Source organism: Paraburkholderia graminis, assembly GCF_003330785.1.
GTDB lineage: Bacteria > Pseudomonadota > Gammaproteobacteria > Burkholderiales > Burkholderiaceae > Paraburkholderia > Paraburkholderia graminis.
In genome coordinates this window covers 74,838-99,509 of the sequence record NZ_CP024936.1, presented here as the reverse complement: position 1 = coordinate 99,509, position 24,672 = coordinate 74,838, and the positions used below count along the sequence as shown (strand labels likewise).

General features: G+C 58.2%; 19 protein-coding genes and 2 pseudogenes. 8 read left to right on the top strand and 13 right to left on the bottom strand.

The genetic code is table 11. The annotated features are described in order from the left end of the window. Positions 1-3: 3 nt before the first annotated feature. Complete coding sequence (locus CUJ91_RS31915; protein WP_114158187.1) at positions 4-1,695, bottom strand: urocanate hydratase; 1,692 nt, start codon at positions 1,693-1,695, stop codon at positions 4-6. A 188-nt stretch (positions 1,696-1,883) separates the two neighbouring features. Here CUJ91_RS31915 and CUJ91_RS31910 point away from each other — a divergent pair, with 188 nt between their 5' ends. The 3 genes from CUJ91_RS31910 to CUJ91_RS31900 all read left to right on the top strand — a co-directional run bounded on the left by CUJ91_RS31910 (position 1,884) and on the right by CUJ91_RS31900 (position 5,522). Continuing rightward, positions 1,884-3,248 carry a dihydroorotase gene (locus CUJ91_RS31910; protein WP_114158186.1) on the top strand — a complete coding sequence of 455 codons (1,365 nt, stop codon included), beginning with the start codon at positions 1,884-1,886 and terminating at the stop codon, positions 3,246-3,248. After that, a complete protein-coding gene (locus CUJ91_RS31905) occupies positions 3,248-4,519 on the top strand; it encodes a Zn-dependent hydrolase (protein WP_114158185.1) in 1,272 nt (423 codons plus the stop codon). The genes CUJ91_RS31910 and CUJ91_RS31905 overlap by 1 nt, the downstream gene beginning before the upstream one ends. A 79-nt stretch (positions 4,520-4,598) precedes the next feature. Then, positions 4,599-5,522, top strand: a complete 924-nt coding sequence (locus CUJ91_RS31900) for a LysR family transcriptional regulator (RefSeq protein ID WP_114158184.1) — start codon at positions 4,599-4,601, stop codon at positions 5,520-5,522. A 298-nt stretch (positions 5,523-5,820) separates the two neighbouring features. Here CUJ91_RS31900 and CUJ91_RS31895 read toward each other — a convergent pair. Next, a pseudogene (locus CUJ91_RS31895) lies at positions 5,821-7,091 on the bottom strand (transposase). A gap of 358 nt (positions 7,092-7,449) precedes the next feature. Here CUJ91_RS31895 and CUJ91_RS35005 point away from each other — a divergent pair. Both CUJ91_RS35005 and CUJ91_RS31880 read left to right on the top strand, forming a co-directional pair. Next, positions 7,450-7,665, top strand: a complete 216-nt coding sequence (locus CUJ91_RS35005; RefSeq protein WP_244231147.1) for a hypothetical protein — start codon at positions 7,450-7,452, stop codon at positions 7,663-7,665. A 178-nt stretch (positions 7,666-7,843) separates the two neighbouring features. Further along, a complete protein-coding gene (locus CUJ91_RS31880; RefSeq protein WP_279635446.1) occupies positions 7,844-8,167 on the top strand; it encodes an NmrA family NAD(P)-binding protein in 324 nt (107 codons plus the stop codon). A gap of 129 nt (positions 8,168-8,296) precedes the next feature. On the opposite strand, the gene CUJ91_RS31875 is transcribed toward CUJ91_RS31880, so the two are convergent. The 3 genes from CUJ91_RS31875 to CUJ91_RS31865 form a co-directional block, all read right to left on the bottom strand. Continuing rightward, entirely contained in the window at positions 8,297-9,832 is a 1,536-nt protein-coding gene (locus CUJ91_RS31875; RefSeq protein WP_114158181.1) for a sugar ABC transporter ATP-binding protein, read from the bottom strand. Between the two features lie 74 nt (positions 9,833-9,906). Continuing rightward, the gene (locus tag CUJ91_RS31870) at positions 9,907-10,884 is read right to left on the bottom strand and encodes a substrate-binding domain-containing protein (protein WP_114158180.1); all 978 of its coding nucleotides are present in this window, start codon (positions 10,882-10,884) and stop codon (positions 9,907-9,909) included. A 12-nt stretch (positions 10,885-10,896) separates the two neighbouring features. Continuing rightward, positions 10,897-11,940, bottom strand: a complete 1,044-nt coding sequence (locus tag CUJ91_RS31865; protein WP_114158500.1) for an ABC transporter permease — start codon at positions 11,938-11,940, stop codon at positions 10,897-10,899. Between the two features lie 398 nt (positions 11,941-12,338). On the opposite strand from CUJ91_RS31865, the gene CUJ91_RS31860 reads away from it, so the two are divergent. Beyond that, the gene (locus CUJ91_RS31860; RefSeq protein WP_114158179.1) at positions 12,339-13,112 is read left to right on the top strand and encodes a DeoR/GlpR family DNA-binding transcription regulator; all 774 of its coding nucleotides are present in this window, start codon (positions 12,339-12,341) and stop codon (positions 13,110-13,112) included. 87 nt (positions 13,113-13,199) lie between these two features. Here CUJ91_RS31860 and CUJ91_RS31855 read toward each other — a convergent pair whose 3' ends face one another. From CUJ91_RS31855 to CUJ91_RS31830, 6 genes are all read right to left on the bottom strand, one after another. After that, the gene (locus CUJ91_RS31855) at positions 13,200-13,904 is read right to left on the bottom strand and encodes a ribulose-phosphate 3-epimerase (RefSeq protein WP_244231145.1); all 705 of its coding nucleotides are present in this window, start codon (positions 13,902-13,904) and stop codon (positions 13,200-13,202) included. 2 nt (positions 13,905-13,906) lie between these two features. After that, entirely contained in the window at positions 13,907-15,403 is a 1,497-nt protein-coding gene (xylB, locus tag CUJ91_RS31850; RefSeq protein WP_114158177.1) for a xylulokinase, read from the bottom strand. 30 nt (positions 15,404-15,433) lie between these two features. Further along, positions 15,434-16,471 carry an NAD(P)-dependent alcohol dehydrogenase gene (locus CUJ91_RS31845; protein WP_114158176.1) on the bottom strand — a complete coding sequence of 346 codons (1,038 nt, stop codon included), beginning with the start codon at positions 16,469-16,471 and terminating at the stop codon, positions 15,434-15,436. Positions 16,472-16,523: 52 nt separating this feature from the next. Further along, positions 16,524-17,435 carry a sugar ABC transporter substrate-binding protein gene (locus tag CUJ91_RS31840; RefSeq protein WP_425273897.1) on the bottom strand — a complete coding sequence of 304 codons (912 nt, stop codon included), beginning with the start codon at positions 17,433-17,435 and terminating at the stop codon, positions 16,524-16,526. A 145-nt stretch (positions 17,436-17,580) separates the two neighbouring features. After that, the gene (locus CUJ91_RS31835; RefSeq protein WP_244231142.1) at positions 17,581-18,594 is read right to left on the bottom strand and encodes an ABC transporter permease; all 1,014 of its coding nucleotides are present in this window, start codon (positions 18,592-18,594) and stop codon (positions 17,581-17,583) included. Then, positions 18,591-20,096, bottom strand: a complete 1,506-nt coding sequence (locus CUJ91_RS31830) for a sugar ABC transporter ATP-binding protein (protein WP_114158174.1) — start codon at positions 20,094-20,096, stop codon at positions 18,591-18,593. The genes CUJ91_RS31835 and CUJ91_RS31830 overlap by 4 nt, the downstream gene beginning before the upstream one ends. Positions 20,097-20,546: 450 nt before the next feature. Between CUJ91_RS31830 and hxlB the strand changes: the two genes are divergently transcribed. Beyond that, positions 20,547-21,122, top strand: coding sequence for a 6-phospho-3-hexuloisomerase (hxlB, locus tag CUJ91_RS31825; RefSeq protein WP_153067654.1), 576 nt, complete (start codon positions 20,547-20,549; stop codon positions 21,120-21,122). Positions 21,123-21,254: 132 nt separating this feature from the next. Here the strand turns inward: hxlB and CUJ91_RS31820 are convergent. Beyond that, a protein-coding gene (locus tag CUJ91_RS31820) for an IS3 family transposase (protein ID WP_114158172.1) occupies positions 21,255-22,435 on the bottom strand; the annotation gives its coding sequence in 2 pieces (ribosomal slippage) (positions 21,255-22,171 and positions 22,171-22,435; 1,182 coding nt in all). A gap of 72 nt (positions 22,436-22,507) precedes the next feature. Between CUJ91_RS31820 and CUJ91_RS31815 the strand changes: the two are divergent. Then, positions 22,508-22,811 (top strand): annotated as a pseudogene (locus CUJ91_RS31815) (type 2 periplasmic-binding domain-containing protein); the annotation flags it as partial. A gap of 726 nt (positions 22,812-23,537) precedes the next feature. Here CUJ91_RS31815 and CUJ91_RS31805 read toward each other — a convergent pair. Further along, positions 23,538-24,629, bottom strand: a complete 1,092-nt coding sequence (locus CUJ91_RS31805; protein ID WP_114158170.1) for a porin — start codon at positions 24,627-24,629, stop codon at positions 23,538-23,540. Positions 24,630-24,672: the final 43 nt, after the last annotated feature.

The following is a 24,672-nucleotide window of genomic DNA, read 5'->3' as shown; positions in this document are numbered from 1 at the left end:
CTCTTATTCACGCACGCGCGTGGCTTCCGGGGTCCACCATAGCGGCACCTGGATTGAATCGGTGGTGAGCCGGCCTCGGCCCTCCGCCACAGCGCGGGCAACCGGATATCCGGCCTGCGCGAGCCGCACAATGCCAATACCGGCGTCCGTGGTGAGGCTTGCGTCCAGACGCAGATCCGCCTCTTCGCTGCCATCGGCGATCATGGTGACGCCGGTATGCGCGGACACGCCCATCGTACCGTTAGCCTGAATAGACACCAGATCCGCCATGCCTGCGGTGTTCAACAGCGCGTTCAGGTAAGGCCAGTCCGAAATGGCGTCAGAGCCGTCTCGCATTTTTTCGGTTTCGAATGCGGGATTGGCAATCGAACCGCAATCGAGGTTGTCACGCGAGAACGCAACCGGCCCTTGTACTTCGCCAGTGCGAACCAGTGCATTGACGGCAAGCCCAAACGCCTTGCGCTGCCCAAAACCGAGAAAGCAGATACGTGCGGGCAATCCTTCGAGTGGCAAACGCGTGCGTGCCAACTTGATCCAGCGGGTCACCAGTGGGTCATCGTGGAACATGTCGAGGGCAAGCTCGTCGAGACGACGCTGGTCGCTGACTTCTCCGGACACGCAGGTCCAGCGGAACGGCCCGCGACCTTCAAGGAACATTGGTCGCACGTACTCGGCGATACAGCCCGGATACGCATAGGCTTCCTCTGGCGACAAGCCGGCGTCGACGCTCTCTTTGCGCACGAAGGTGCCGTATTCGAACACGACGGCCCCGGCCTTTTGGAGCCGGGTCATCGCGCGAACGATTCGGATCATTGAGGCACGTGAACGGGCAAGATAGGCGTCACGATCAGTCACAAGGAGATCAAGCGCTTCGGCCACCTCCATTCCGGCGGGAACGAGAGCGAACGGATCGTGGCACGGGCACATTTCAGTGACAATGTCGGGCACCCAGCCGCTTTGCCCGATGTCGTCGAGTGCATCGATTAAATTGGCACGCACCACGATCGACAGCGAACGCCGCTCGCTCTTCGCTTCTTCCGCAAGACGAATCGCGTCCGCCAGCGAGTCAACGCGCACGTCCGCATAACCGGCCGCAAGGCGTTCGCAAATAGTTTCCTCACGCACTTCGACTACCACACTCACGCCACCGTGCATGCTCATTGCGAGCGGCTGTGAGCGGCCCATGCCGCCTAGTCCTGCGCTGAAAAATATCCGCCCGGCGAGGCTGCCGCCAAAGTGCCGCTCCGCAATCACACCCAACGTCTCAAAGGTCCCCTCGATCACCCCTTGACTGCCAATGTACTGCCAAGGGCCCGCGGTGTAGGACGCAAACGCGATCAGGTTTTTTTCCTTTGCGTCGTAGAACTTAGGCCAGGTCGCCTGGATCAGGTTGCTGTTCGCCATCACAACACGGGGCGCCAGGCGGTGCGTCCTGAAGACAGCGACAGGCATGCCGGATTGCATGGCGAGCGTCTCGTCGTTTTCCAGATTCTTGAGTGCGTGCACGATCGCGTCGTAGCTTTCCCAGTTGCGCGCCGCCTGCCCGATCCCGCCATACACGATAAGACGAGACGGGTCCTCGGCGTTTTCCAGGTTGTTTTCCAGCATCCGCAGGATCGTTTCTTGGCGCCAGCCCTTGCAGCGAAGAACAGGGCCACGCTGAGCGGTGATTCGGGTTCCGGTCTGCTGAGTCATTGCGAAAGGTCTCTCGTTGAATAACTGTCGATTTCTGCTGCACAAGGAGCAGTTCAGCGAATTATTCGGCTAGCTCCCTCGGGGAACCATGCGATAAGCGGAAAGTGAACTTGTTCGTTCCATCATGGTTGTTGCCATTTTTGCGGGGGACACTTCGTCCATCGTCAGTAAAGACAAAGGACTAGGTGATGGGCGATTTCGACCTGATAGTGCGCGGGCGGCTGGTTGATGCTCGCGAAATTGTTGAAGACGGCTGGCTTGCCGTACGCGACGGCCGGTTTGTCATGCGTGGCGCGGGCACCCCACCAGCTGGCCGTGACACGCTGGATGCGCGTGGGCAATGGGTCATACCCGGCGTGATCGATGGGCAAGTCCACGCGGGTAGCCAAGCAAACCAGGAGGGTCTGGGTCGAGCATCAAATGCCGCGGCTGCCGGGGGCATCACAGTGATGGTCGACATGCCTTACGACGACCCCGAGCCCGTGGCCAGCCGCTCCCAACTTGACGCCAAGATCGCTGAAGCGGAGCGTGATTGCGTGGTGGACGTCGCACTATTCGGCACGCTTAACGAAAAGCACGGGCTTGCGGCAGCGGCGGGTCTCATAGAGGGCGGTGTGTGCGCGTTCAAGTTTTCGACCTTCGAGGCGAGCCCGGGCCGGTTCCCCCGTGTCGAGGAAGACGTGCTCTTCGAGGCATTCCGCATGATCGGTCCGTCAGGCCTTGCGTGCGGCGTGCACAATCAAATGCAGGAGTTGACCCGCAAAAACGTGCGACGCTTGACGGAAGCGGGTGACACCGGCTGGGACGCTTTCCTGCGAGCGCATACACCGCTGATCGAGAATCTTGCGACCGCGCTGATCTACGAGATCGGCGCCGAAACCGGCGCGCGTGCACACGCCGTGCATGTCTCGACGGCGCGCGGTTTTGAGTTGTGCAACCTCTATCGAGGCGCGGGACACGCGTCGAGCATCGAAACCTGTGTCCAGTACCTGATGCTGAACCACGAGGACCATACGCGCAGATTCGGTGCGCGTGCCAAGCACTATCCGCCAATCCGGCCGCGTGCGGAGACAGAACTCCTCTGGCGTCACGTCGCGAACGGCGACTGCACCTTTGTTTCATCCGATCACGTCAGTTGGGGACTTGAGCGCAAGCAAAATACCAACGTATTCTTGAATGCGTCGGGTGGCCCGGGTCTCGAAACGCTACTTCCAGCGCTTTGGACGGGCTGTGAGCAGCACGGCATCGACTTGCGCATGGTTGCGCGCCTGCTGTGCGATGGTCCGGCCCACCACTTCCTGATCGATAAACAAAAAGGCGGTTTCGAAGCCGGCCACGATGCAGACCTTGTCATTCTCGATCCGCGCGTGCACGCATACGATCCTTCGCGCAGCCTGTCAGCGGTGCAATGGAGCGCGTTCGACGGCATGCAATTTAACGTAGAAGTGGTTTCGACGTTCTGTCGGGGACGACTCGTCTATAACAGAGGTCAAATTTGTGGTTCACCTGGTGATGGCCGTTTTGTACGCCCCACCCTCAAGACTGAAAACTAATGAACACGACATCCAGCCATCTGCCACTTGATCTAGATCGACTCTGGGCGCGCATGGAAACACTCGCCGGCTTTGTCCGGACCGACGTTCCCTGGACTCGCCGTGCGTTCAGCGACGAATTCCTGCGCGCTCGCGATTGGCTCCGGAGCGAATTTACTGCCGCGGGCCTGACGGTCGAACTTGACGCCGGCGGCAACCTGATCGGCCGGCGCGCGGGAAGCGAGCCCGCACTCGCGCCGTTGGTCAGCGGTTCTCATTGCGACACCGTGGTTGCAGGTGGGCGCTTCGACGGAATCATTGGTGTACTGGCAGCGCTCGAAGTCGCTCATGCGCTCAAGGACGCGAAGATATCGCTGCGCCATTCGCTGGAGGTCATCGACTTTCTTTCCGAAGAGCCTAGCGACTACGGCGTGTCTTGCGTCGGCAGCCGCGCGCTATGCGGCAAACTGGGCAGCGACATGCTGTGCGCGCGCAATCATGAAGGCGAAACCTTGCGCGAAGCGATGCTGCGCATCGGCGCACGTCCCGACGATCTCGACGCTGCCTTGCGGGACTCGGAGAGCGTCGCCGCCTTTGTCGAGTTGCACATAGAACAGGGGCCCGTACTGGAAAGCCGCAGTTTGCCGATCGGCGTAGTCACCAATATTGTCGGGATTCGGCGCGTGGCGATCTCCGTTACCGGGCAGCCAGATCACGCCGGCACGACCCCCATGGATCTTCGCCGTGATGCCCTCGTGGGCGCAGCCCGTCTTATCGAAACGACTCACAGGATGGCGAGCACGCTAAGCGGCCGCCCCTACTATGTGGTGGCGACCGTAGGCCGCATCGCCGTAGAGCCGAACGTGCCGAACGCGGTACCGGCGCGAGTCGATATGGTGTTGGAAGTGCGTAGTGACGCGACCGATGTGCTCCAGAATTTCCCCGGGAATCTCATGCGCGAAACGCAAGCCCATTTGCAAACGCTCAGGCTTGATGCAACACTCGTCGACCTGACCTCGGGCACTCCAACGGACTGCTCGAACGTGGTGATCGAGTGTGTCGAGCAGGCGGCCGGCCATCTGGGTTATGAAAGCGTTAGAATGCCAAGTGGTGCTGGCCACGACGCGGCTTTCATGAAGAACGTCGGGCCCATGGGCATGATTTTCGTGCCGTGCCTAGACGGGCGTAGCCATTGCCCCGAAGAATGGCTCGACCCGAATCAGTTGCTCGACGGCACTCGCGTGCTGGCAGAGACGTTGCTCCTGTTAGATCGCGTCCTCGACGTAAGTTAAGCGTTTACTGGACTACGGCAATTGCGATAGCCAAGCGTCGTTGCCGTGACCACCGCTGTAGTCAGGACCCATTTCGTTGATGACTTTACCGATCCCGCCACTGCACGATATTGACATTAAGCACTTGCGGCTCTTCAAGGCCGTTGTGGAGTGCGGTGGGCTTTCAGTTGCGGAAGAGGCAACCGGTCTTGGCACCTCGGCAATCAGCAAGCAGCTTTCCGATCTCGAGACCCGGGTCGGCTGCCAGCTTTGTGTGCGTGGGCGCAGCGGTTTTCAACTTACCGCGGAGGGTCAGGTCGCCTACGCCGCTACGTTGCGCCTACTGGACGCTATCGACGAGTTTCGTGAGGTGCTGGGAACAGCGAAGAACGAGATTCGCGGCGAACTGTCGATTTGGCTCATTGACCACAGCGCCTTCACGCCAGCAAACCCGGTGTCCATGGCAATCGGTGCATTTTGCGAGCGCTATCCGCAGGTAACCCTTAGTCTCAACGTCGCATCACCTGACCTCGTGGAGCGCGCGGTAGCGGAAAAAAAAGCTGCGCTTGGCATCACGATATGCAAGTCGAATCTGCCATCGCTCAACTATCAGGTTGTGACCTCCGAGAGCGCGTCGATGTATTGCGGACGCGGTCACGCTGCTTTCGGTGCGGACGAACACCGCGCCAGGCAATTGGTTGAAGACAGCGCGTCCTATGTGCGCAGAGGCTATCTTGTGAACGAAACGGTGCCTCTTTCGCTATCGGGAAGGGCACGAACGTTGTCGCATCATGTTGAGGGAACGCTGCAACTACTACTTTGTGGCCAGTTCGTTGGCATTGTGCCCGATCACATTGCTGAGCCTTGGGTAGAGCGAGGTAAGTTGTATCGGCTGCCGGTGCCTGAGTGGACGTCTGAGCGCCCCGTATTCTGCGTCACGCGAGAAAGCCTTGGCGTGATTCGCACGGCTGACCTGATGCAAGCGCTGATCGTGGAAACCTTTCAAAGAACAACGCTCATGTGAGCGGTACCGAGCCGGATGGCTTAGATGCGCGTGGCAGCAAGCTCCCGACCCGAAGGAAGTGAGTCATCCATCACATCAGAGCCGAGGCAGTACCCGTTCGAAGACCTATGCGGTTCATTCGCCGCGCTAGGAGTGCGTCGGATTTGAGGTGAGTCGTGAATCCGGGCACTAGATGATGACTGGGTCCGCGCGGGTTTGCGGACTCATCTCAGTCGTAAAAGCTCTACGAAAGGTATTTGAGAGTGGATTGGGAAGGTAATCTGGGCGATAGCGGCGGGCAAAGCGCCCGCTTATCGCCCTACGCGCCTCGCAATACGTTCATCCGCTTGATGTTCCTCGCGAGCGCGACCAGCGACCATCCCGCGCTGACGCTGGACAGCCCGCGCAGCGAGAACTGGCGGAGTCCCATCACGTGCTTGATGATTCCGAACACCGGTTCGACCGTGTTCTTGCGTAGCCCGTACAGTCCCTGACCTGCCTTCGTCTTGAGTCGGTGTGTCCTCCTGATGAGAGGATCGGTGCTTTCAGGGGGCGCCGGATCGTCGGCAAAGCGTTCCATCAAAGGTCGATGATGAGCGTCGCGCCGGATCGCGATCAGCGGGCTGAGTTCCGCTGCCTCGCAGGTGGTGACGTTAGCCGCAATGAAGTAACCGGCATCGGCAGCAACAATCAGGCTGGCCCAATTGCCCGGGCAGCGCCCCCAGCACGTCGACCATCGGTGCGATCTGGCGCTTGTGTTGCCACCGCTGGACACCGGCATGATGCGCGACTCTTCGTCTGTCAGGTTGATCTGGTCACGTTCCCTGGCACCGCCCTGCGGCGGCTTCGTGTCCTTGCCACGGGGCTTCCTGCCGTCTTTGCGCTGCGCCTCGCTACGCGCAACCTTCGCTTCATACTCGTGCTGTTCCTGCTCGAAGCGTTCCTGTCCCCGCGCCTCGATCTTCGCCTTCGCTTCGGCCAGCGCCTTCAGCCGCGCTTCGCGCCGTGCGATCTCCACCGGTACATCCATCCCGTCTGGCAGACTCTCCCGATCGGCGTTTCCGGCCAGCTCCATCAACTGCTGCACTTCTTCGCGCAATTGCGTCTCGATCCGGCCGATGTGCCCGTGCGACAACGCGCGGTGTCTGCTCGCGTCGCCTTCACCATGATGCCGTCCAGCGCAATCCGGCCCAGCTTGACCAGCTTCATCTCCTTCGCGACCAGCAGCACCCGCACGAACAGCTTCTCTATCTGGCTCGCGAACCGCTCGCGAAAGGTGGCCAGCGTGTCATGGTCCGGGTGCGTGTTTGCCGCAATGTAGCTGAACGCCACCGAGTCATAGGTTGCCCGCTCAATCTTGCGGCTCGAGAACTCCCCGGTCGCATACCCGTACACCGGCAAACCCAGCAGCACCTCGGGATGATGCGCTGCCTTGCCTCGTCCCGGATACGCCCTGCCCAGATCCGAAAGATCCAGCTGCTCGATGACTTCCACTACGAACCGCGCCAGATGGTCTTCCGGCAACCAGTCCTTCCCCGACGGCGGCAACAGATAACCCGTTTGACGATCAACGGGCACGAAGCGACTCATCTATGGGTTCTCTAAGCGGACTTGTTGATTCATTAACGCCCGGCTCCGTCCGCCTGATGATCGCCTATCCCGAAAATCCGACAGCCTCCTACTAGCGGCTACATCTGTCGGATAGTCGAATCAAGGTGCCCATATGCGCGCTGCACGCGCGAACTACTCCCGCATCAACTGCATAAGTACCCTTGTCGCTGCCGAAAGCGGCGCATCTTAGCAATGGCTGAACGCTAATATTTCAGAGAGCGGAGGATGAATAGGTATCCTACCAAATTTCTCTTTCATGGGCGAGACGATGAAGAATCGGCCGCGAGGCAATCACATCATCCAGTCTCGGAGCTGCCAGCTCGAATCCCGTCGACTCGTGGCCAATCTCAACGATCGAATTCAGAATTACGCCGGCCTCCTGCGTGCGTGCATGAAGCGTAGCCCCGATCGAATCCGAAAGATCGCGCGGCAGTACGGCATCAGCTATCTGCCGCTGATGATCGTGCAGGATCAAAAGGTCTTCGAGAAACACGCTGCGCAGGCTTGGCATTTCCAGTCTGAAAGTTTCATGGGTCGAATTTGCCAGCGGTAACGTGATGAACGACGCGCTTGTTATCCGACTCGCAGCAGATCGCCTCGAGCGGCGTGGCGCCGCTGGTTCCGCTGTGGTCGCGCACGCACGGCGCTCAGGTTGAAGTGAAGGCGCTGTCCGCGATCAATCCCATGGCGCTGCTGCTGAACGAAAAAGCGACGGACACCCAGCACCCAAGGTGTCATTGGGCGCGGAGCTGGCTGTTGGCAACATGGACGACGCGGCCTCGATGCGCAAGGCACTGTCCGGCGTGTCTGCGGCGTTCTCGGTTCAAAATTTCCCGGATAAGGGCGGGGTCGAGGCCGAAGAGCGTCGCGGCAAGGCCTTTGCCGATTCGGTTAAGGCCGAAAATGTCCCGTTCTTGGTTTATCCATCAGCCGAAGGCGTCGAACGTGAGAGCGTTCTCGTGCACTACCACAGCGAATGGGCTATGGAGCAACACATTGTCAAACTTGGTTTGACCCGGACGCATTCGCTGACGGCTCAAAGTTCGCAGCGTTAAATGGTCATGGTGACCCGCATACGGGCCGACGACGCCCGCGTTCCGACCAACACCAAACGCCCCGGCTTCATCTACCTGAATCTGTCGAACACCTTTTTTGGCGATTCGCACCACTTCGAGCGAACGTCTTTACAGCATGCTTGTAGTTCCACTCCAAGCGGCTTTGCGTAGGCCTGCGATACTCAGTTCGTCGGAAGCGACAGCAAGACCATTGCAACGCCCTCGGTGAAATACAAGAACGCGGTCGGCAATCTCGAGGAGCTCTTCTTCTTCACTGGAGACGACTACCACACAGCGCCCCTCTGCGGCCATGCGTCGAATAATTGCGTAGATGTCAGCCTTGGCGCCTATGTCGACGCCTTTCGTTGGCTCGTCAAGCAGAACAAGTTGGGCGTCTTGGCCAACTACCCGCGCAAGCAACACCTTTTGCTGATTGCCTCCCGAAAGCGATTTGATTGGCCCGCGAAGGTCACCCCGGGCGTTCATCTGGGTGAGTATCTGCCTTGCGCTCTGTGCCGCCCTGTTATGGTCCACAAGCGCGCGCTTTCGAAAGCGCCCCAGAATAGGCAGCGTGGCATTTGAGAAACTTGACATGAGCGGGATGATGCCGTCCTTTTTGCGCTCTTCGGTCAAGTAACCCACACCTTGACTGATTGCGTGTGCCGGACTGCCAGCCCGATAAGATTTCCCCTGCAACCGGACCTGTCCGCCGAGCACCTTTTCCAAGCCGTATAACGTACGGCAGAATCGGGTGCGACCCGCCCCGGCAAGCCCGTATATGCCGACGACTTCTCCAGGCCATGCCTGCAATGACACGTCGCGCAAGCGTTCCGTGCAAAGGCTCCGCACATCAAGAAATGGCATTGACGCCGCATCCGGTTGTTTGCGGATAGTACGTTCGCTTTCATTGAGCGTCGACCCTGCATCCCCGACGATGGCATTGATAATATCCTGCTTCGCGATGTTGCTCTTGGCGTGGTAAATCACCTTGCCGCCGCACATGACGGTCGCTTCGTCACACACGCCGAGCACCTCGTCCAGCTTGTGCGACACCAACACAACCCCAATGTTTTTCTCCTTGGCAATTTGCCGCACCGACTGCAGAAGTCCTTCAGCCTGCGTTCCCTCGAGCGCCGTGGTCGGCTCGTCCAGAAAGAGGAACCGTGCATCCCTGTCGAGATTCGCCACAACCTCGAGCATCTGCTTAGCAGGGTGAGAGAGGTCCCTCACCAGGCTGGAAGGCTGCACCTTCAACTTATAGTCTTGCAGAACCTGACCGGTATGCTCTTTCATGGCCACATCGTCCAGCACCCCGTTCTTCCTCAGCTCGCGTCCGAGAAAGAGATTTTGCCAAACCGTCATCCCGGGAATAACGCGAAGTTCCTGATAAACGCAGGCGATTCCCTGCCGCAATGCATCTCGCGGTGAAGTGAGAGAGACGGATTCGTCGCCAACGAATAGTTCACCGGAATCCTGCCGGTTGACCCCGGCAAGAATCTTCAGCAATGTCGACTTACCGGCGCCGTTGTGGCCAAACAGGCCGTGGATTTTCCCTGGCACCACATCGAAGTCGACACCATGCAGCACAGGCACGCCTGCGAAGGATACCTTGATGTCGCGCGCCCGGTAACGTCGGTTGCTGTCACGTCGACTGCTGTCACTCATCGCTCAATTCCCTTTTCCATTGCACATCTGGGGAGTTGTGTGGCTTGTCACCGCGACGGATGATCCGGCGCTTTTCAGTAAGCCTGGCTGACCACCTGTTCAGCATTCGCCTTGTCTACGAGCAACGGAGGGCTGTTCACCATGGCCGCCGGTACCTTGCCCGCAAACTGCTGGCTGACGCTGTCCACCAGCAACGCTGCGAGTCTCACCGGCTCCTGAATCGCGCCGGCCCGCAGTATGTCGCCCGATTGAATCTGCTTCACCCCTTCCTTATCCACGAAAGCGTAGAGCTTCACCTTGTCCTTCATGTCCAACTGCTTGATCGCGGCGAGTGCACCCAGCGCCGAAGGTTCGGTATCCGAATATACAACGGTCATAGTCGGGTTTCCCTGAAGCATTTCAGTAGTCACCTTCAGGGACGTTGTTTCTTCCACTTTCCCATTGACGAGAGCGACAACCTTGAGGTTTGGATTGGACGCAATAGCCAGCTTGAACCCTTCATCACGTGCGTTGGCTGCTATGGACGTCGGCTCACCAACAATGCCTATGACGGCATTGCCTTTATCACCCAAATCCATCAACAGTTGCCGACCAATGAACACGCCACCAGCCTTTTGATCGGTCTGCACACCTTGCACGATGTGAGCACCTTGTTGCTTCATGCCGTCGGTGTCCGGCAGGATATTGATGGCGAAAGCGGGGATATTCGCATGGTTCAGTTCCGAAATAACGGACACACATGGCCCCGAACTGACGCAATTGACAGCGACCGCGTCTGCTTTCTTCTGTATGAAGCTCTGTACTTCTGAGAGCTCTCGAGCGTCATCGTTGTCAGCGATCGATACCTCTACGTGCATGCCCTTGGCTGCACCGCTCTCCTCAAAGCTCTTTTTCATTGCAACATAATACGGGTTGGTCAGATTCGGGAGAACCACACCAAGGGTTCTCGTTCCGCTCGATGCGTGTTCGCCTGAATCCCGATTGCAACTGGAAAGACCTAACGCAAGGACGGAGCTGATGAAGCCGATTGCCACTACGCGATTGTTTAGCATGTGATTTACCTTTTAAGACGTGCGCTTCAGTGAGTCTTCTTGCTGGGTCAACTTCCGCTCTTTCCGAGACTTCAACCAAGGGAAACTAAGCCGCCTGGATGACCGGAACGTATCCAATGTCACGCCAACCAGAATGATCAGACCGATGACCAATGGTTGCCAGTAAGCACTTACGTTCAGCACGTTCATCAGGTTCGAGATTGCGGCTATGAGCATTGCTCCAATCATCGCGCCCACGATACTGCCGCTTCCGCCGAAGAGACTGACCCCGCCGACAACTGCTCCGGCGATGGAGAAGAACAATTCATCGCCTCGACCTGCGGTCGGATATCCGGTCATCAAGCGCGAGCCATAGATGAGACCCCCGCACGCGGCGCAGAGGCCGGAAACTGAATAGACAAACAAAGTGACGCGCGGCACGCTGATTCCCGATAACCGGGCCGCATCGGCGTTACCGCCGACTGCATAAATGTGCGTCCCCGTGACCGTCCGCTTCAGTAGCAATGCCGCGACAAAAATTGCCACAAGCAACGCAAGCACAGGAAACGGAACCCCGAACGGACGCGACTGGCCAATCAAGCCGTATCCAATCTGTGTGACCCGGATGGATTCGGCGCCGGTAATGATTTGCGGGATCGAAGCCGCAACGCCCATGGTTGCAAACGTCACGATGAAGGGAGGCACGCCGGTGCGTTCGATGATCCAGCCGTTGACCGTTCCCGCGAAGGCGCCAATCACCAAGACGAGCGGCACCGCCAGTTGCCATGGCAAGCCGAGACTTTGCATCAGCAACGCGGCCACGACACACGTCATCGCAACGATGGATCCGCACGAGAGGTCAATCCCGCCAGTTAGAAGAACGAACGATTGGCCAAGACAGAGAAAACCGATGACAGCGCCATTCAGCAATAGCACCATCATGTTCGAAAGAGTGAGGAAGTTCGGCGTAGCGATGAAGCCGCCCAACATGACTATAAGAAATACGACTGCAATTCCTGCTTCGCTCGGCAGCTTGAACTGACGCTGTCCCGTCCTGAGTGATTCAAGACTATTCATGTTTGTCTCCATTTTTCCCCTCGATTCGGATATGGCGACCCGCTCGCGAGTGACTCAGCCTCTCCTACCAGACACGATGTCGAACCAACGAAATGTTCTACATCGATCACACTCTAGCTCAATAAAGTTATAGTTTCAACTTAACGTTAAAGATATGAACATATCGCATGGAACCGTGACACGCGTTTACATACATTCGCGTGTATAGTCAGCCCATCTCCGGAAACTAGGAGCCCTTGTACCAACGAATTTCTCACCGGAGTGAAGTGTTCGAAGCTGACCTCTTCCCCCGATAGTTGTGCCAGTTTGCTTCCTGATTGAGTTAAAATGTTCGATGTTGAACACCACGTGCTCAAGACGAGACGGCTTCTCACTCTTCACAAAGAATCAGCATTCCTATGGCTAGCAAAGAGCAACGCAGCAACCATATCCTCGAAATGGTTGCTGCCCGGCATTTCATGAGCATTGGCGATCTGGCCAAGGCACTAGACGTTTCTGAAATGACGATTCGACGCGACGTGCGCGACCTGGCAGATGGGGGCGAAGTGCGCACGGTCTATGGCGGCGTCGCCGCGCTAGACAACGGCAGCACAATCGCGAATTACAACGCACAGACCGAACGCTCTCAGCACACTGAAGAAAAACGGCGCATTGCACTGGCAGCGAGCCAGTTGCTGAGCCCTGGTGACGTGGTAATTCTTGATTCCGGGACCACGGTTCAGCAACTGGCCGAGTGCCTTCCAGCCGAGGGCGCGTACACATTCATTTGCTACAGCCTGAACACCATGAATGTGCTCGCGAAGCGAGAGGACACCACGGTCATTTCGCTTGGCGGTGTTCTTTCCTCGAAGTCCTATACGTTCTCCGGGCCTGACGCGCTCCAGGCAATGCAAAGGTATCGTGCGAATAAAGCGTTTATCGGAGCCACCGGATACGAACTCAAGCACGGACTAACCTGCAGCTACGTGGAAGACTGCTCGTGGAAGCAGGCCGCCATGCAATCCAGTGTCGAAAGAATCCTGCTGGTTGACTCATCAAAATTCGGCAAGGTATCTACCTGTAGTTTTGCTGGTGTAGAAAACTTCGACATCGTGATAACCGACGCCGGCATACCCCAGCAATATCGGTACGACCTCGAAGCAAAGGGTCTCAAGGTGCTCGTCACCGACTGACGGTGGCTGCTTTCACACGTCGCCGCTTATACCTCGCGAGCCAAGAACCAACCTGGCCCGCGAAGCGCCCAACTCAAGTCATCGACCCTATTGTGTAGTCGAGACCAAAGAACGACGGAGCTCAGCCAGTTCGCTGAGCCCGGCAGAGGGTGACTCTCTCGAAATGCACAGGCTGCCGGCAACAAACATATCAACCGTGGCTGGAGCGAACTTCCTGATGGTCTCCTTCGAGACGCGCCCATCAATCTCAATGGCCGTATCAACCCCTTGCTGGAGAATCATTTCCCGCAAGGCGAATATCTTTCGTTTTGCGTATGGAACCTGTGTCTCGCCAGGGGATCCGGCGTAGCCCGGGTTGGTGAGCATGAGGAGCACGGTATCGCATCTCTCCAGTACATACTCAAGCATGCTGAGCGGCGTGGAAGGTTTCAGCGCCACACCTGCCCGCACGCCTGCTGCCCGGATACGGTCAAGCATCCGGTCGATATGTGGCTCCGATTCCATCTGGAACGTGAGTTGTTGAACGCCGATATCGAGCAGCGCGTCGATAAAATAATCATGTCGAGCAGCCATGACGTGTACGTCGAAAGCCAGGCCCGTCTTGCGTCGCAGTTGCGCAATGGTTTCAATTCCCAAGGGCATGCTCGGGCTGAAATGTCCGTCGATAACGTCGAGGTGCACGGCGTCCACTCCAGACTCGGCAATGACCTGCGCCTGACGCTCGATATTGCAGAGGTCGAAGGTGATGATCGACGGCACAATCAGACAGGATTTTTTCCAGGCAATATCCACGTTCAGTTTGCCTCGAAATCTTCGTTGGCAATGGTGTTGGTGAAAGCAGCGAACAAGTCCTGATACTGCGCCGCGACGTCCATGCGTGGCTGAGCCGCGCGCGTCTCATCAAGCTCGACGTAACGTTCAGAAACGTCGTATAGGGTTACCGACGCGCCCTTCGCCCGTTGATGCACCGCGAGTGCGAGCAAGGCAGCGGCGAATGCTCCCCCCTCGTCGCACTTGACGCGAATGACGTCGACATTAAAGACGTCGGCCAGTATCTGCCGCCATGCGGCGCTGTTAGTGCCTCCGCCGGTCAGCCGGAACTGCTCTGCGCGAGCGAAGCTCTGCGAAAGCAATTCGTAGCCCCACTTCAATCCGAAAGCGACGGACTCGGCGCCTGCACGCATCAGATTTGCACGCGTCATGTTGTCTGCCGACAGGCCTTTCATCATGCCGCGCGCACGAGGCAGTGCAGGGATACGCTCACCGCTGAAATACGGAAACATCCGCACGCCACCGGCACCGGGGCTGGCCGAGGCAATGAGATTTTCGACCTCGGCAATTTCAACTTCGAAGAGTTGCTGCAGCAACGTAGTAGTCGACGTTGCATTCATGGTCGCGATGGTCGGCAACCACGCGCCATCGAGACCACAGAAGACATAGATACTCGGGTCGACGGACTCCGCCAGTTCATTTGTGTGGATATTCAGAACGCCCGAGGTTCCGAGGCCGAGCGTGGCGCGGCCGGCCGCCACGTTTCCAGTACCCAGGGCGCCCATCACGTTGTCGCCGGAACCGCAGGCCACCAGCGTGCCCGGCGAAAAGCCGAACTCAGCAGCGACCTCCGGGCGTACGGTGCCGATTGGCTCGAGAGGCATGGCGACTCGAGGCAGCGAGCGTTCAAGCCGCCCTGTCGGATCAATCAAGTCTGCCATCTGCCATGACCATGCGCGGGAGAGGACGTCGAAGTAACCTGTTCCGGATGCCTCACCGGCATCTGTTACATATTCACCTGTCAACCAGTAGTTCACGTAGTCATGCGGCAGCAGCACATGCCGCACCCGTTCGTAGGTTTCGGGCTCGTGCTGCCTGACCCATGCGACCTTCGATGCCGTAAAGCCCACCGGAATCGTCGTGCCAATAAGACTGCGAATCCGCTTTTCCCCTCCGGCTGCGTTGAAGAGCTTCTCGCTCGCTGCAGCCGTCTCTGTATCGTTCCACAGCTTCACGTTTCGTACTACCGTGCCGCTTTCATCCAGCATCACCAGCCCGTGCTGTTGCCCCGATACGGCTATTGCCAAGACGTCCGCCGGGCTGCGCGTGGTCTGTGCGAATAACCCTTTCAGCGCTTGCCGCAAGGCGTCAATCCACCATTCTGCCTTCTGTTCCCGACGGCCGTTGGCTTCGGAAATGATTGGATGGCTGGCATGACCGCGGGCCACAAGCGAGCCGGTTTCCGGGTCTAGCAAAACCACCTTGGTACCTTGTGTACCGCAGTCGATGCCAAGATACATTCTGTTCCTCTCTCTACCGGTCCGGATGGCTTACTGACAGTTGATGACAACCTTGATAACGTCCGGCTGCGCGGACGCCGCCAGCTTGAACGCGTTGATGCTGTCTTCGAATGCAAAGCGACGCGAAATCAGCGGCTTGACGTTGATTTGCCCGGATGCAATCAAGGCAACCGAACGCTCGTAGTCGTTCGCGTAGCGGAAGATCGAAACGGTCTCGATTTCCTTGACTTGCATCGCGACAATGTCCATTGGCACCAGGTCTTGCGGCATGCCGACAAACACAATCTTTCCGGCCGGCCGCAGGCAGTGCGGCGCGGCACCAATCGCCGCCGGGCTGCCGCTGCAGTCGACGAACAGGTCCGCGCCATTCCGGAAGTGCTGCAGGACAAACTGCTTGAGGTCACCCTCCGTCGCGTTGAACGTGATGAGACGGTCACCGTAGTGCTTCGCCAGGAAGTCGAGTTTCTCCTGCTTCACGTCGGAGATGATGACACGGCTGCAACCGGACGCAAGCAAGGCGAGCGCCATACACGCGCCAATCGTACCGGCGCCGGAAACTACCGCGGTATCCCCCGGAGAAATCCCCACCTTGCGGGCGACGTGCACACCGGAAGTAAGCGGCTCGGCCAGAACCGCTTCCTCCAGGCTGACGTTGTCCGGCAGCTTGAATGTGAGACTGGCGGGGTGAACGACCGACTCGCGCAGCACGCCGTGAATGGGCGGCGTTGCCCAGAACCGGATGCTCGGGTCGAGGTGGTACATGCCCTGCATGGCTGCTTGCGAGTTCGGGTCGAAGATGCCAGGCTCCATTGCCACCCGGTCGCCAATCTTCAGGTGTTTGACCGCGCTGCCAACTTCGGCGATAACGCCGCTCGCTTCATGTCCGAGGACCATCGGCTCCCTGACCACGAAGTCACCAATGCGACCATGCTTGTAGTAGTGAACGTCGCTCCCGCACACACCAACGTAGGCAATCCTGATGCGAACGTCGTTGCGGCCAAGCTCTTCTTCGATTGCAATATCGCGAATCTGGAGCTTGTCTTTTTCTTCAAGGACCAAGGCTTTCATGTCAATCCCTTTCAGTTGATGAATACACCTGCACCTGGCTGATGCGAATCCGTTACTTGATGTCACCAAGCTTCTTGTGGAGTGCGATGCAACTTTCGACGTTCTGCTTCGTGTACAGCTCCGTCCCTTCCACCTCGTGCAGATTGGTCTGCTTGCCCGTGAGAATGCCATGCGCCATTGCCATGGACTTCTGAGCCAGTTCGTCCGCGCTTTGCAGCGCGGTCGACGTCATGTTCCCGTCTTTGATCAGCAGGCATGCCTCTGCCGTTCCGTCGGTGCCATATACCAACGGGAAGGGCGTCATTCCCGAACCCTTAAGCGCTTCCACAGCCCCTGCCGCCATGTTGTCGTTCATCGAAATCACAGCATCAATCTTGGGGTTCGCCTGAATCCAGTCTTCCATCAACTGCATCGCTTCGTCCTTGTTCCAGTTCGCGGTCTGCTCGGCGACGATCTTGACGTCGGGGCGCTTGGCAAAGAATTCCTTCTGCCACGCGTCACGACGGCCCATAGAGTGCGGGTTACCCGGCGGTCCGATGAGAACGACAACCTTCGCATTCTTGGGCACTTGCGTCAGTGCAAGTTTCGCGTTGACCTGGCCCAGAAGGTACGGGCTTGAGTCGACGGACGGTATCGAGTCGTCCTCGAACTTCGGATTAGTCGCGACGAACTTCATGCCATTTTTCATCGCGTTCTTGACCGGACCCACCTGGACCGCGGGGTCGTATGGCTGGATAATCACCAGGTCGTACTTGTTCGTGACGGCGTTCTCTATGTTCGACTGCATCACTGGATTCTGGCTTTGGCCGTCAAATACCGTCAACGCAATGTCCGGGTACTTCTTCGCTTCCTTGACCATCGAATTGGCCAGCCATGCTGCGAATGAATCGCTTTGCGCGCGTGCGAGATAAGCGACGCGATACTTTGGAGTCTGTGCGGTTGCAGCGCCACTCGAAGCGAACATGCCCAGCGCCAACGCGCATACCATCAGTTTTTTAAACTTCATTTTTCTGTCTCCTTAGGGTTACGACGTTGTACGTACTTCGTTTAATCGATCAAATCCAACACTGTCCGGTTTCCTATTCTTTATAACCGGCCTCCCCAAACCATCAACTAGCAGCCGCCTTCGCCGGTTCCGGCTTCGCGGCGTTACCGCTTTTCTTCTTCTTTCCCTGTTTTGAGGAAATGTCGTACGCGACGGCGAGCACGATGATGCCGCCCTTGATGATCTGCTGCAGATAAGATTGAATGCCGAGCAGGTTCATGATGTTCCCAAGGAAACCCATGATGAATGCACCCGCCAGCGTTCCAATCGCCGTCCCAATGCCGCCTGAGAAGCTGGTGCCGCCAATGATTGTGGCGGTCATCGCATCGAACTCGAAGCCGATGCCTGCGTTGGGCAGGCCCGCATTGACCCGCGACATGTAGAGCACGCCGGCGAGTCCGACGAGTGCCCCGTTCAACAGGAAGGCCATCATTTTGATGCGGCTGATTCGGACGCCCGACGCTCTCGCTGCTTCCTGGTTTCCGCCAATAGCGTAGATGTAGCGACCGAGCCGCGTATGGTTCAGCACATACCAGGTCAGCACTGCAATCAGTACGAGGAAGATGACCGGCGACGGAACTCCCAAGACCGCCCCCTGTCCCCAACTGGCAAATTTATCCAGTTCGTAGATGTTCTGGCCACTCGTCATCATCAGCGCCGCGCCGCGCGCCGCCGTTTGCATTGCGAGCGTCGCGATGAAGGCCGGCGTGTTGAAGCGCGTGACAATCCAGCCATTCACCAGCCCGCACGCTGAGCCAATCGCGATTCCGACCAACATGGAAGGCACGAACAAACCCGTAGCCTTGAAGAACATCACGGACAGCAGCCCGGAAAGCGCGAGTACGGAGCCTGCCGAAAGGTCGATAAGGCCGCAAATGATTAACAGCGTCTGCCCGAAGGCCAAGATCGTCGTAATCGAAATCTGCCGGGAAATATTCAGGAAATTGGTCGTGGAAAGGAAGACGGGACTGATGATCGAGCTCACCACGATCATCGCGATGAGAATCAGATAGATGCTGTACCTGCCGTTTGCCAGCAAAGTCCAGCGACTAGAAGTATTACGTGTAGCTGTGCTCAATTTTCGTCTCCACCCATTGTTGCCAGGCGCATGATTCCTTCCTGGCTGAATTCAGGCCCGTTCAACTCTCCCCTGATCCGCCCGCTGGCCATCACGTAAATGCGGTCGCAGATGGCGGTCAATTCCGACAGCTCGGACGAGATGACAATGACCGCTCTTCCTTCCTGGGCCAGTTCGAAGATAATTTTGTAGATTTCAAATTTTGCACCGACGTCGATGCCGCGCGTCGGTTCGTCGAGAATCAGGATGTCCGGCTCGCAAAGCATCCACTTCGCGAGCATCACCTTTTGCTGGTTCCCCCCGCTGAGCAACCCGATTTGCGTGTTGAAACCCGGTGCCTTGACCTTCATCCGCTCGCTGGCCCCATCGATCAATCGCTTCTCGGTTTTCGCGTCCCGATAGCCTCGCCTGAAGAACTTCTTGAGCGAGACGAGACCGGTGTTCTCGGTGATACTGCGCATCGGCACAATGCCGTAGCGCTTCCGGTCTTCAGATAGCATCGCGATCTTGAGTCGAATCGCATCCTGAACCGTCCGGATGCGAACCTGCTCCCCGTGCACGAGAACTTCTCCCGTGGTGTACGCGTCAAGGCCGAATACCGTACGAACCACTTCAGTGCGTCCCGCTCCCATCAGTCCGGCCAGGCCGATGATTTCTCCCTTGCGGACATTGAAGCTGACGTTCGAAAATCGCTCGTCGTCGCCGAGCCCCTTGACCTCGAGCGCCGTGGCGCCCACCTTGGGCTCCGGCTTTGGCGGATACACGTTATCGAGCTTCCGGCCAACCATCATCTGGATGATTGTTTCGATATCAATCTCGGTGGCACGCCGCGTCGCAACGTGGCTGCCGTCCCGGATGACGGAGATGTCGTCGGCAATCCGGTAGAGTTCTTCGAAGCGGTGGGAGATATAGACAATGCCCGCGCCCTTTGCTCTCAGTTCATCGATTTTCTTGAAGAGGACGTCTACCTCTTTCGATGTGATGGCGGAAGTCGGCTCATCGAAAATGATGATGTTCGCCTCGCGCGAAACCGCCTTCATGATCTCGAGCATCTGGAGGTCCGACAGGCTCAGCTCCTTGAGCTTCGTGTCGAGACGGTAGTGCAGACCCTCTCGCTCAAGCAGCGCCTTCGCATCCGCATAGAGCTTTTTCCAGTCAATCGAACCGAAACGCGTTCTTGGCTCGTCGCCCAGAAACAGCGATTGCGCGACAGTGATTTCGGGAATGTAGTTGAGTTCCTGCGTGACCATCGAGATCTTCATTCGCCGCGCGGTCAACGGGCTGTCAACCGCGACCTTCTCGCCATTGACGAATATCTCGCCGGCGTCCGGCTGGTAAATGCCGCTGACGATTTTCATCAGGGTCGACTTGCCCGCGCCGTTTTCGCCGCAAATCACGTGTACCGAACCCTTCCGAACCGTGAAGCTCATGTCCTTCAGAGCGATTACGCCCGGAAATCGCTTCTCGATTCCGCGCAACTCCAGAATTGGTGCGTCTCCCATCTTCATCGCCTTATATCTGCGTACAAGGAAAGGCTGAAAGCCCGCTCGGCAAGGAGCATTTGTGCAAAAGCTCAGGCAGGGGCGCATCTCGCATCGCGCCGTTGCTCAACCATGAACACACTCTACACGCCAAGAGTTTGACATGCAACATCGATGGTTTATCTTTACCAATCAAGATATGCGCTCTTCTGGCTCCCGTGGCTATGGGGTTTGATACCGCATGAAGGGTGTAGCGCCGTTTCCGTTAAGTTTCAGTAGACGCGGGTTCGAGAATTCAGCGTCTAAACAGCAGAGTATACCTCGAAGAAAATGGTGTACCTGCACCATCAGCTTAGGATGATGTTATAGTTGGCTCAACGGTTTGATGTTTTTCCCGTCCGACGGGTGGAGCTGCAAGACGAGAAGACCAAGTCCCGGGCGCCGGACACCATCAACTTGACGCGAGCGACCATGACCGATTTGACGCAACTGGAGATACCGAGCCTGATGAGCGACATCCTTGGTCAGATCCAAGGCTCCTTGCAGGGGGTGAGTTTCTCTGAGCTTGGCGCACTTGTAGCAGAAATTGAGCGTGCGCCGAGGGTGTTCTGCCTGGGCGCCGGCAGGTCCGGAATCCTTCTGCAGGCGTTCTGCATGAGGCTTTGTCACTTGGGATTCGAAGCCTACATGGCAGGCGGATTGCCCTGCCCACCTGTTGGGGCTGACGACCTAATCATCGTGGCGTCAGGATCAGGAGAAACGCGCAGTGTCTCCGCAGTGCTTGAACAGGGGCGCTCGGCGGGCGCAAGGGTTGCACTTTTCACTGCACGGCGCTCAGGCGCCCGCTCAATGGCGGCAGACGTAGTCGTGATAATTCCGGCGCCCAGCGGCTTGGTGAATCACGAACATCCGCAGAACCTTCAACCGATGCGAACCCTGTTTGAACAGGCCTTCTTCCTCCTATGCGAGGCGATCGTGTGTTGGCTGAAAATAAAGAAGGGCATAGGCGAGGAAGAAATGGCTCAGAGGCACGCGAATCTTGAGTGATGCAACGTGGAAATCCTGCAGATTGGCAGCAGAACGGACGGCATGCCGACGGTTGATCGGTCTGATATGCGCGGGTCGGGTACCGCATGACAATGAGCTTCCCTCGGTTTTTCGCCTTCCAGAGGCCCGGGGTTATGCGGCCGTATCCTTTGTCCGCTGAGCCGCAAGCCAGTCTTGCATGAACTGGGTTGGCGACATGAAGCCAAGCGATGAATGACGACGACTGCGGTTATAAAACACTTCAATGTATTCGAACAAGTCCGCCACGGCTTCGCGATGCGTGCGGTACTTCGTGCCGTGTACCCGCTCGTTCTTCAGGCTGTTGAAGAAGCTTTCCGTCGGCGCGTTATCCCAGCAATTTCCTTTGCGGCTCATCGAGCAGCGCATCCCGTAGGAGGCCAGCTTGCGCTGGAATTCATGGCTCGCGTATTGGCTGCCACGGTCCGAGTGATGCAGTGCACCGGGCGCAGGTCGGCGGCGGAACCATGCCATCGTCAATGCGTCGGTCACGAGGTCCGCCGTCATGCGCGGCTTGACGGACCAGCCCACGACCTCCCGGTTGAACAGGTCCAGCGTAACCGCCAGATACAGCCAGCCTTCGTCGGTCCAGATATACGTGATGTCCGATGTGAACACCTGGTTAGGCTCGTCCGGCGTGAACTGCCGGTTCAACACGTTCGGCGCGACCGGAAACTGGTGCCGGGAATCAGTTGTCACGCGATAACGGCGCTTATGGCGGGCTCGGATACCGTTGGTGCTCATCAGCCGTTCCACACGTGCTTTGCTGGCCGGAAAGCCGCGAGAGCGCACCTCGTCGGTCATGCGTGGCGAACCGTAGGCACCTTTGAACTTGGCATGAATCGTTCGAATCAACGTGAGCAACTGGGCATCGGTCAGTCGCTGCCGCTCGGGTGTGCCGCCGCGCTTCCAGGCGCGATAGCCATTGACGCTTACTCCAAGGACCTCGCACAGCGCCGACAGTGGATAGTGCCGGCACTGCGTGTCAATCCAGGCGAACTTCACAGGAGGTCCTTCGCGAAGAACGCCGTCGCTTTTTTTGCGATTTCGAGCTCCATCTGCAAGCGCTTGTTCTCCGCTCGCAGGCGCGAGAGTTCCATCTGTTCTGCCGTGACGACCTTCGCTCCGGGGCCGTTCAGCTTGCCCGTCTCGGAAGCCTTGAGCCAGTTGCGCAAAGTCTGCATCGACATGCCTAGCTCGCGAGCCACGGCGCTTATGCCTTGCCCGTCCTTGACTCGTTGCACGGCGGCTTCCTTGAACTCCGCCGTGTACACCTGGTGCGGTACCTTGAACATTTCTTCTTTCCCTCCTTTCGGTCGAGTTTATACGCGACCTGCTGGAAGGCGAAATTTCAGGGGAAGCTCAATGCGCAAATCGTCCGCGAACTGACGTCCCGGACAGTCGTCCAAACCTTCCTGGAGCAGGGCCTCGAGGTTGCGGCTGGCGTCAAGCAGCAACTCGACGCAGACGCACGTCAAGCGCGTGGCCTGCGTTTTGCTCGATAAGGGGTTCATGGTGGTCGGTCTGGCAATGGGTTTGCCGAAGAGCCGTGAGCCAGCGGCCGCAAATGCATTGGGGGCTTTCGTAGAGGAAGCGAAGGCATCCGGGCTCGTCGCGCAGTCACTCGCACGCCACAACATCGTCGACGCGTCGATTGCGCCCGCTGCATAACCGAAGCCACGCAGGCGGCCGGCCGCCATCCCTTGCACATCCGGACCTTCTGTCGCGCAGCAGTGACGTGCACGGCGGTCCACATAGCTAGTACTGTCTTTGATACAGTCGAGGCGGTACCCGGCGCCGGACTCCCGCCCGATGGCGAACCCTGGATTGCGCGCCGGCTAGTCTTCTTCCTGCCTGTGCGACTGCTCTCACGCGCGTTCCGCCTGCACTTCCACAAACCGCTCGAAGTGTCCCACCGGCATTGCCAGCGGCAGTACACCGGGCTCGCTGACGCCGCCACCTTGCCCGGTAGCTTTCGCCCCTATGTACCTGCGAATGGGTGCTCTACCTCCCCATCCGATCCCGATAGCGACGCGCGGGGGGTGTCTCTCACAAAAGTTATCTCACAGGATACGCGGCTCGTACTCGCACGACAGGTGATCGACGCTTTGACTGCAAACGCGAGAAGGCAGCGCCGCCCTTTTTTGTTGTATCTCACAGCTCTCCTGGCGGGAACAACAAGGCAACGTCGCTACGTAGAGTTTTTGCGTGTGGAAGATCTGTGGGCGAAGTCGCAAGGACAGCGGACGATCGAATGCTCCGACTAGGCCTTCATCTCCACAATCCTTAATGCAACAGAACCCTCATCGCGAGGATCACGCGCGACCTGCTCCCGCGCGCCATCCATTTGCCATCGACCGACCGGAACGGGCCGGCTCGATGGCCGTTTTCAAGAATCTAGAATCGCGTACTGATACCGACCCGCGCAACCGACTGCGACACACCGCTCGAGGCGCCATCCGGATCCATCACGCCGTTGATCTGCGCATAGCTGCCGCTGCTCGCGCGCTGACAAACGCCCGCCACATAAACCATCGTGCGCTTCGACAGCAAGTACCGCACGGCAGCTGATATCTGGTGCGCATGCGCGTTGGCGAGCGTGTCGTTGCCCTTCATGTATGTATAGCTTGCTCCGATCACCCAGGCGGGCGATGCGTACCACGCAAAGCCGCCTTCCGCCGACCACACGGCAGCGCCGTTCGATGCGTTGCGTACGGTCGTCATCAGCGCCTTGCCCGTCATGGCGCCGATCGTATAGTGGGCACCCACGCCCCAGTTGCGCACGCTGGTCGGCGGCAGCCCCGTCGACGCGCCGTATTTCTCGTTGGTATAGGCTGCACCGGCGCCGAACGGGCCGTTGTCGTAGCTCGCGCCGACGCTGATCGCGTTGTTCGCGCCGATCGTCCCCGCAACGTTGCCGAAACCGTACAGCGCGCCGAAGGTCAGACCCGCCAGCGACGGGCTCGTGTACTTGACGGAGTTCGCGACGCGATTGCTGCCCGCGACGCGATCCCAGTCGAATGCACCGGTCGGGTTGTTCGGGAGCGCGAGCTTGTCGAAAGGCCCATTGCGGAAGCCATAGAGCCCGGCGACATCCTGCGCGATCTCGTTGCCGCTGGCGGCGAGCGCATCGACCATGAACTCGTACTGGTTGCCGAGCGTGAGCTTGCCGTAGCTGTCGTTCTCCACCCCGACGTAGGCCTGCCGCGCAAACAACCCGCCGCCGATGATCGAGCCGTTGGCGAGCGAATACTGGTTGACGAGCCGGAAGATCGCACGCGTGCCCGTGCCGAGATCCTCCTTGCCTTCGAAACCGAGCAGGTTCGGAAAGAAGATGTTGTCGTCGAATTGCGCGTTTCCGTGGCCGCCTTCGTTGCTGACATAGCTGATGCCGACGTCCATCAATCCGAACATCGTGACGCTGCTCTGCGCGAACGACGCGATCGGAATCGCGCAGGCCGCGAGTGCCAAAATGGTCTTTTTCGTCATCTCCAATGTGCTCCTCACATGTTTCCGATCAGGTCGGATTTTT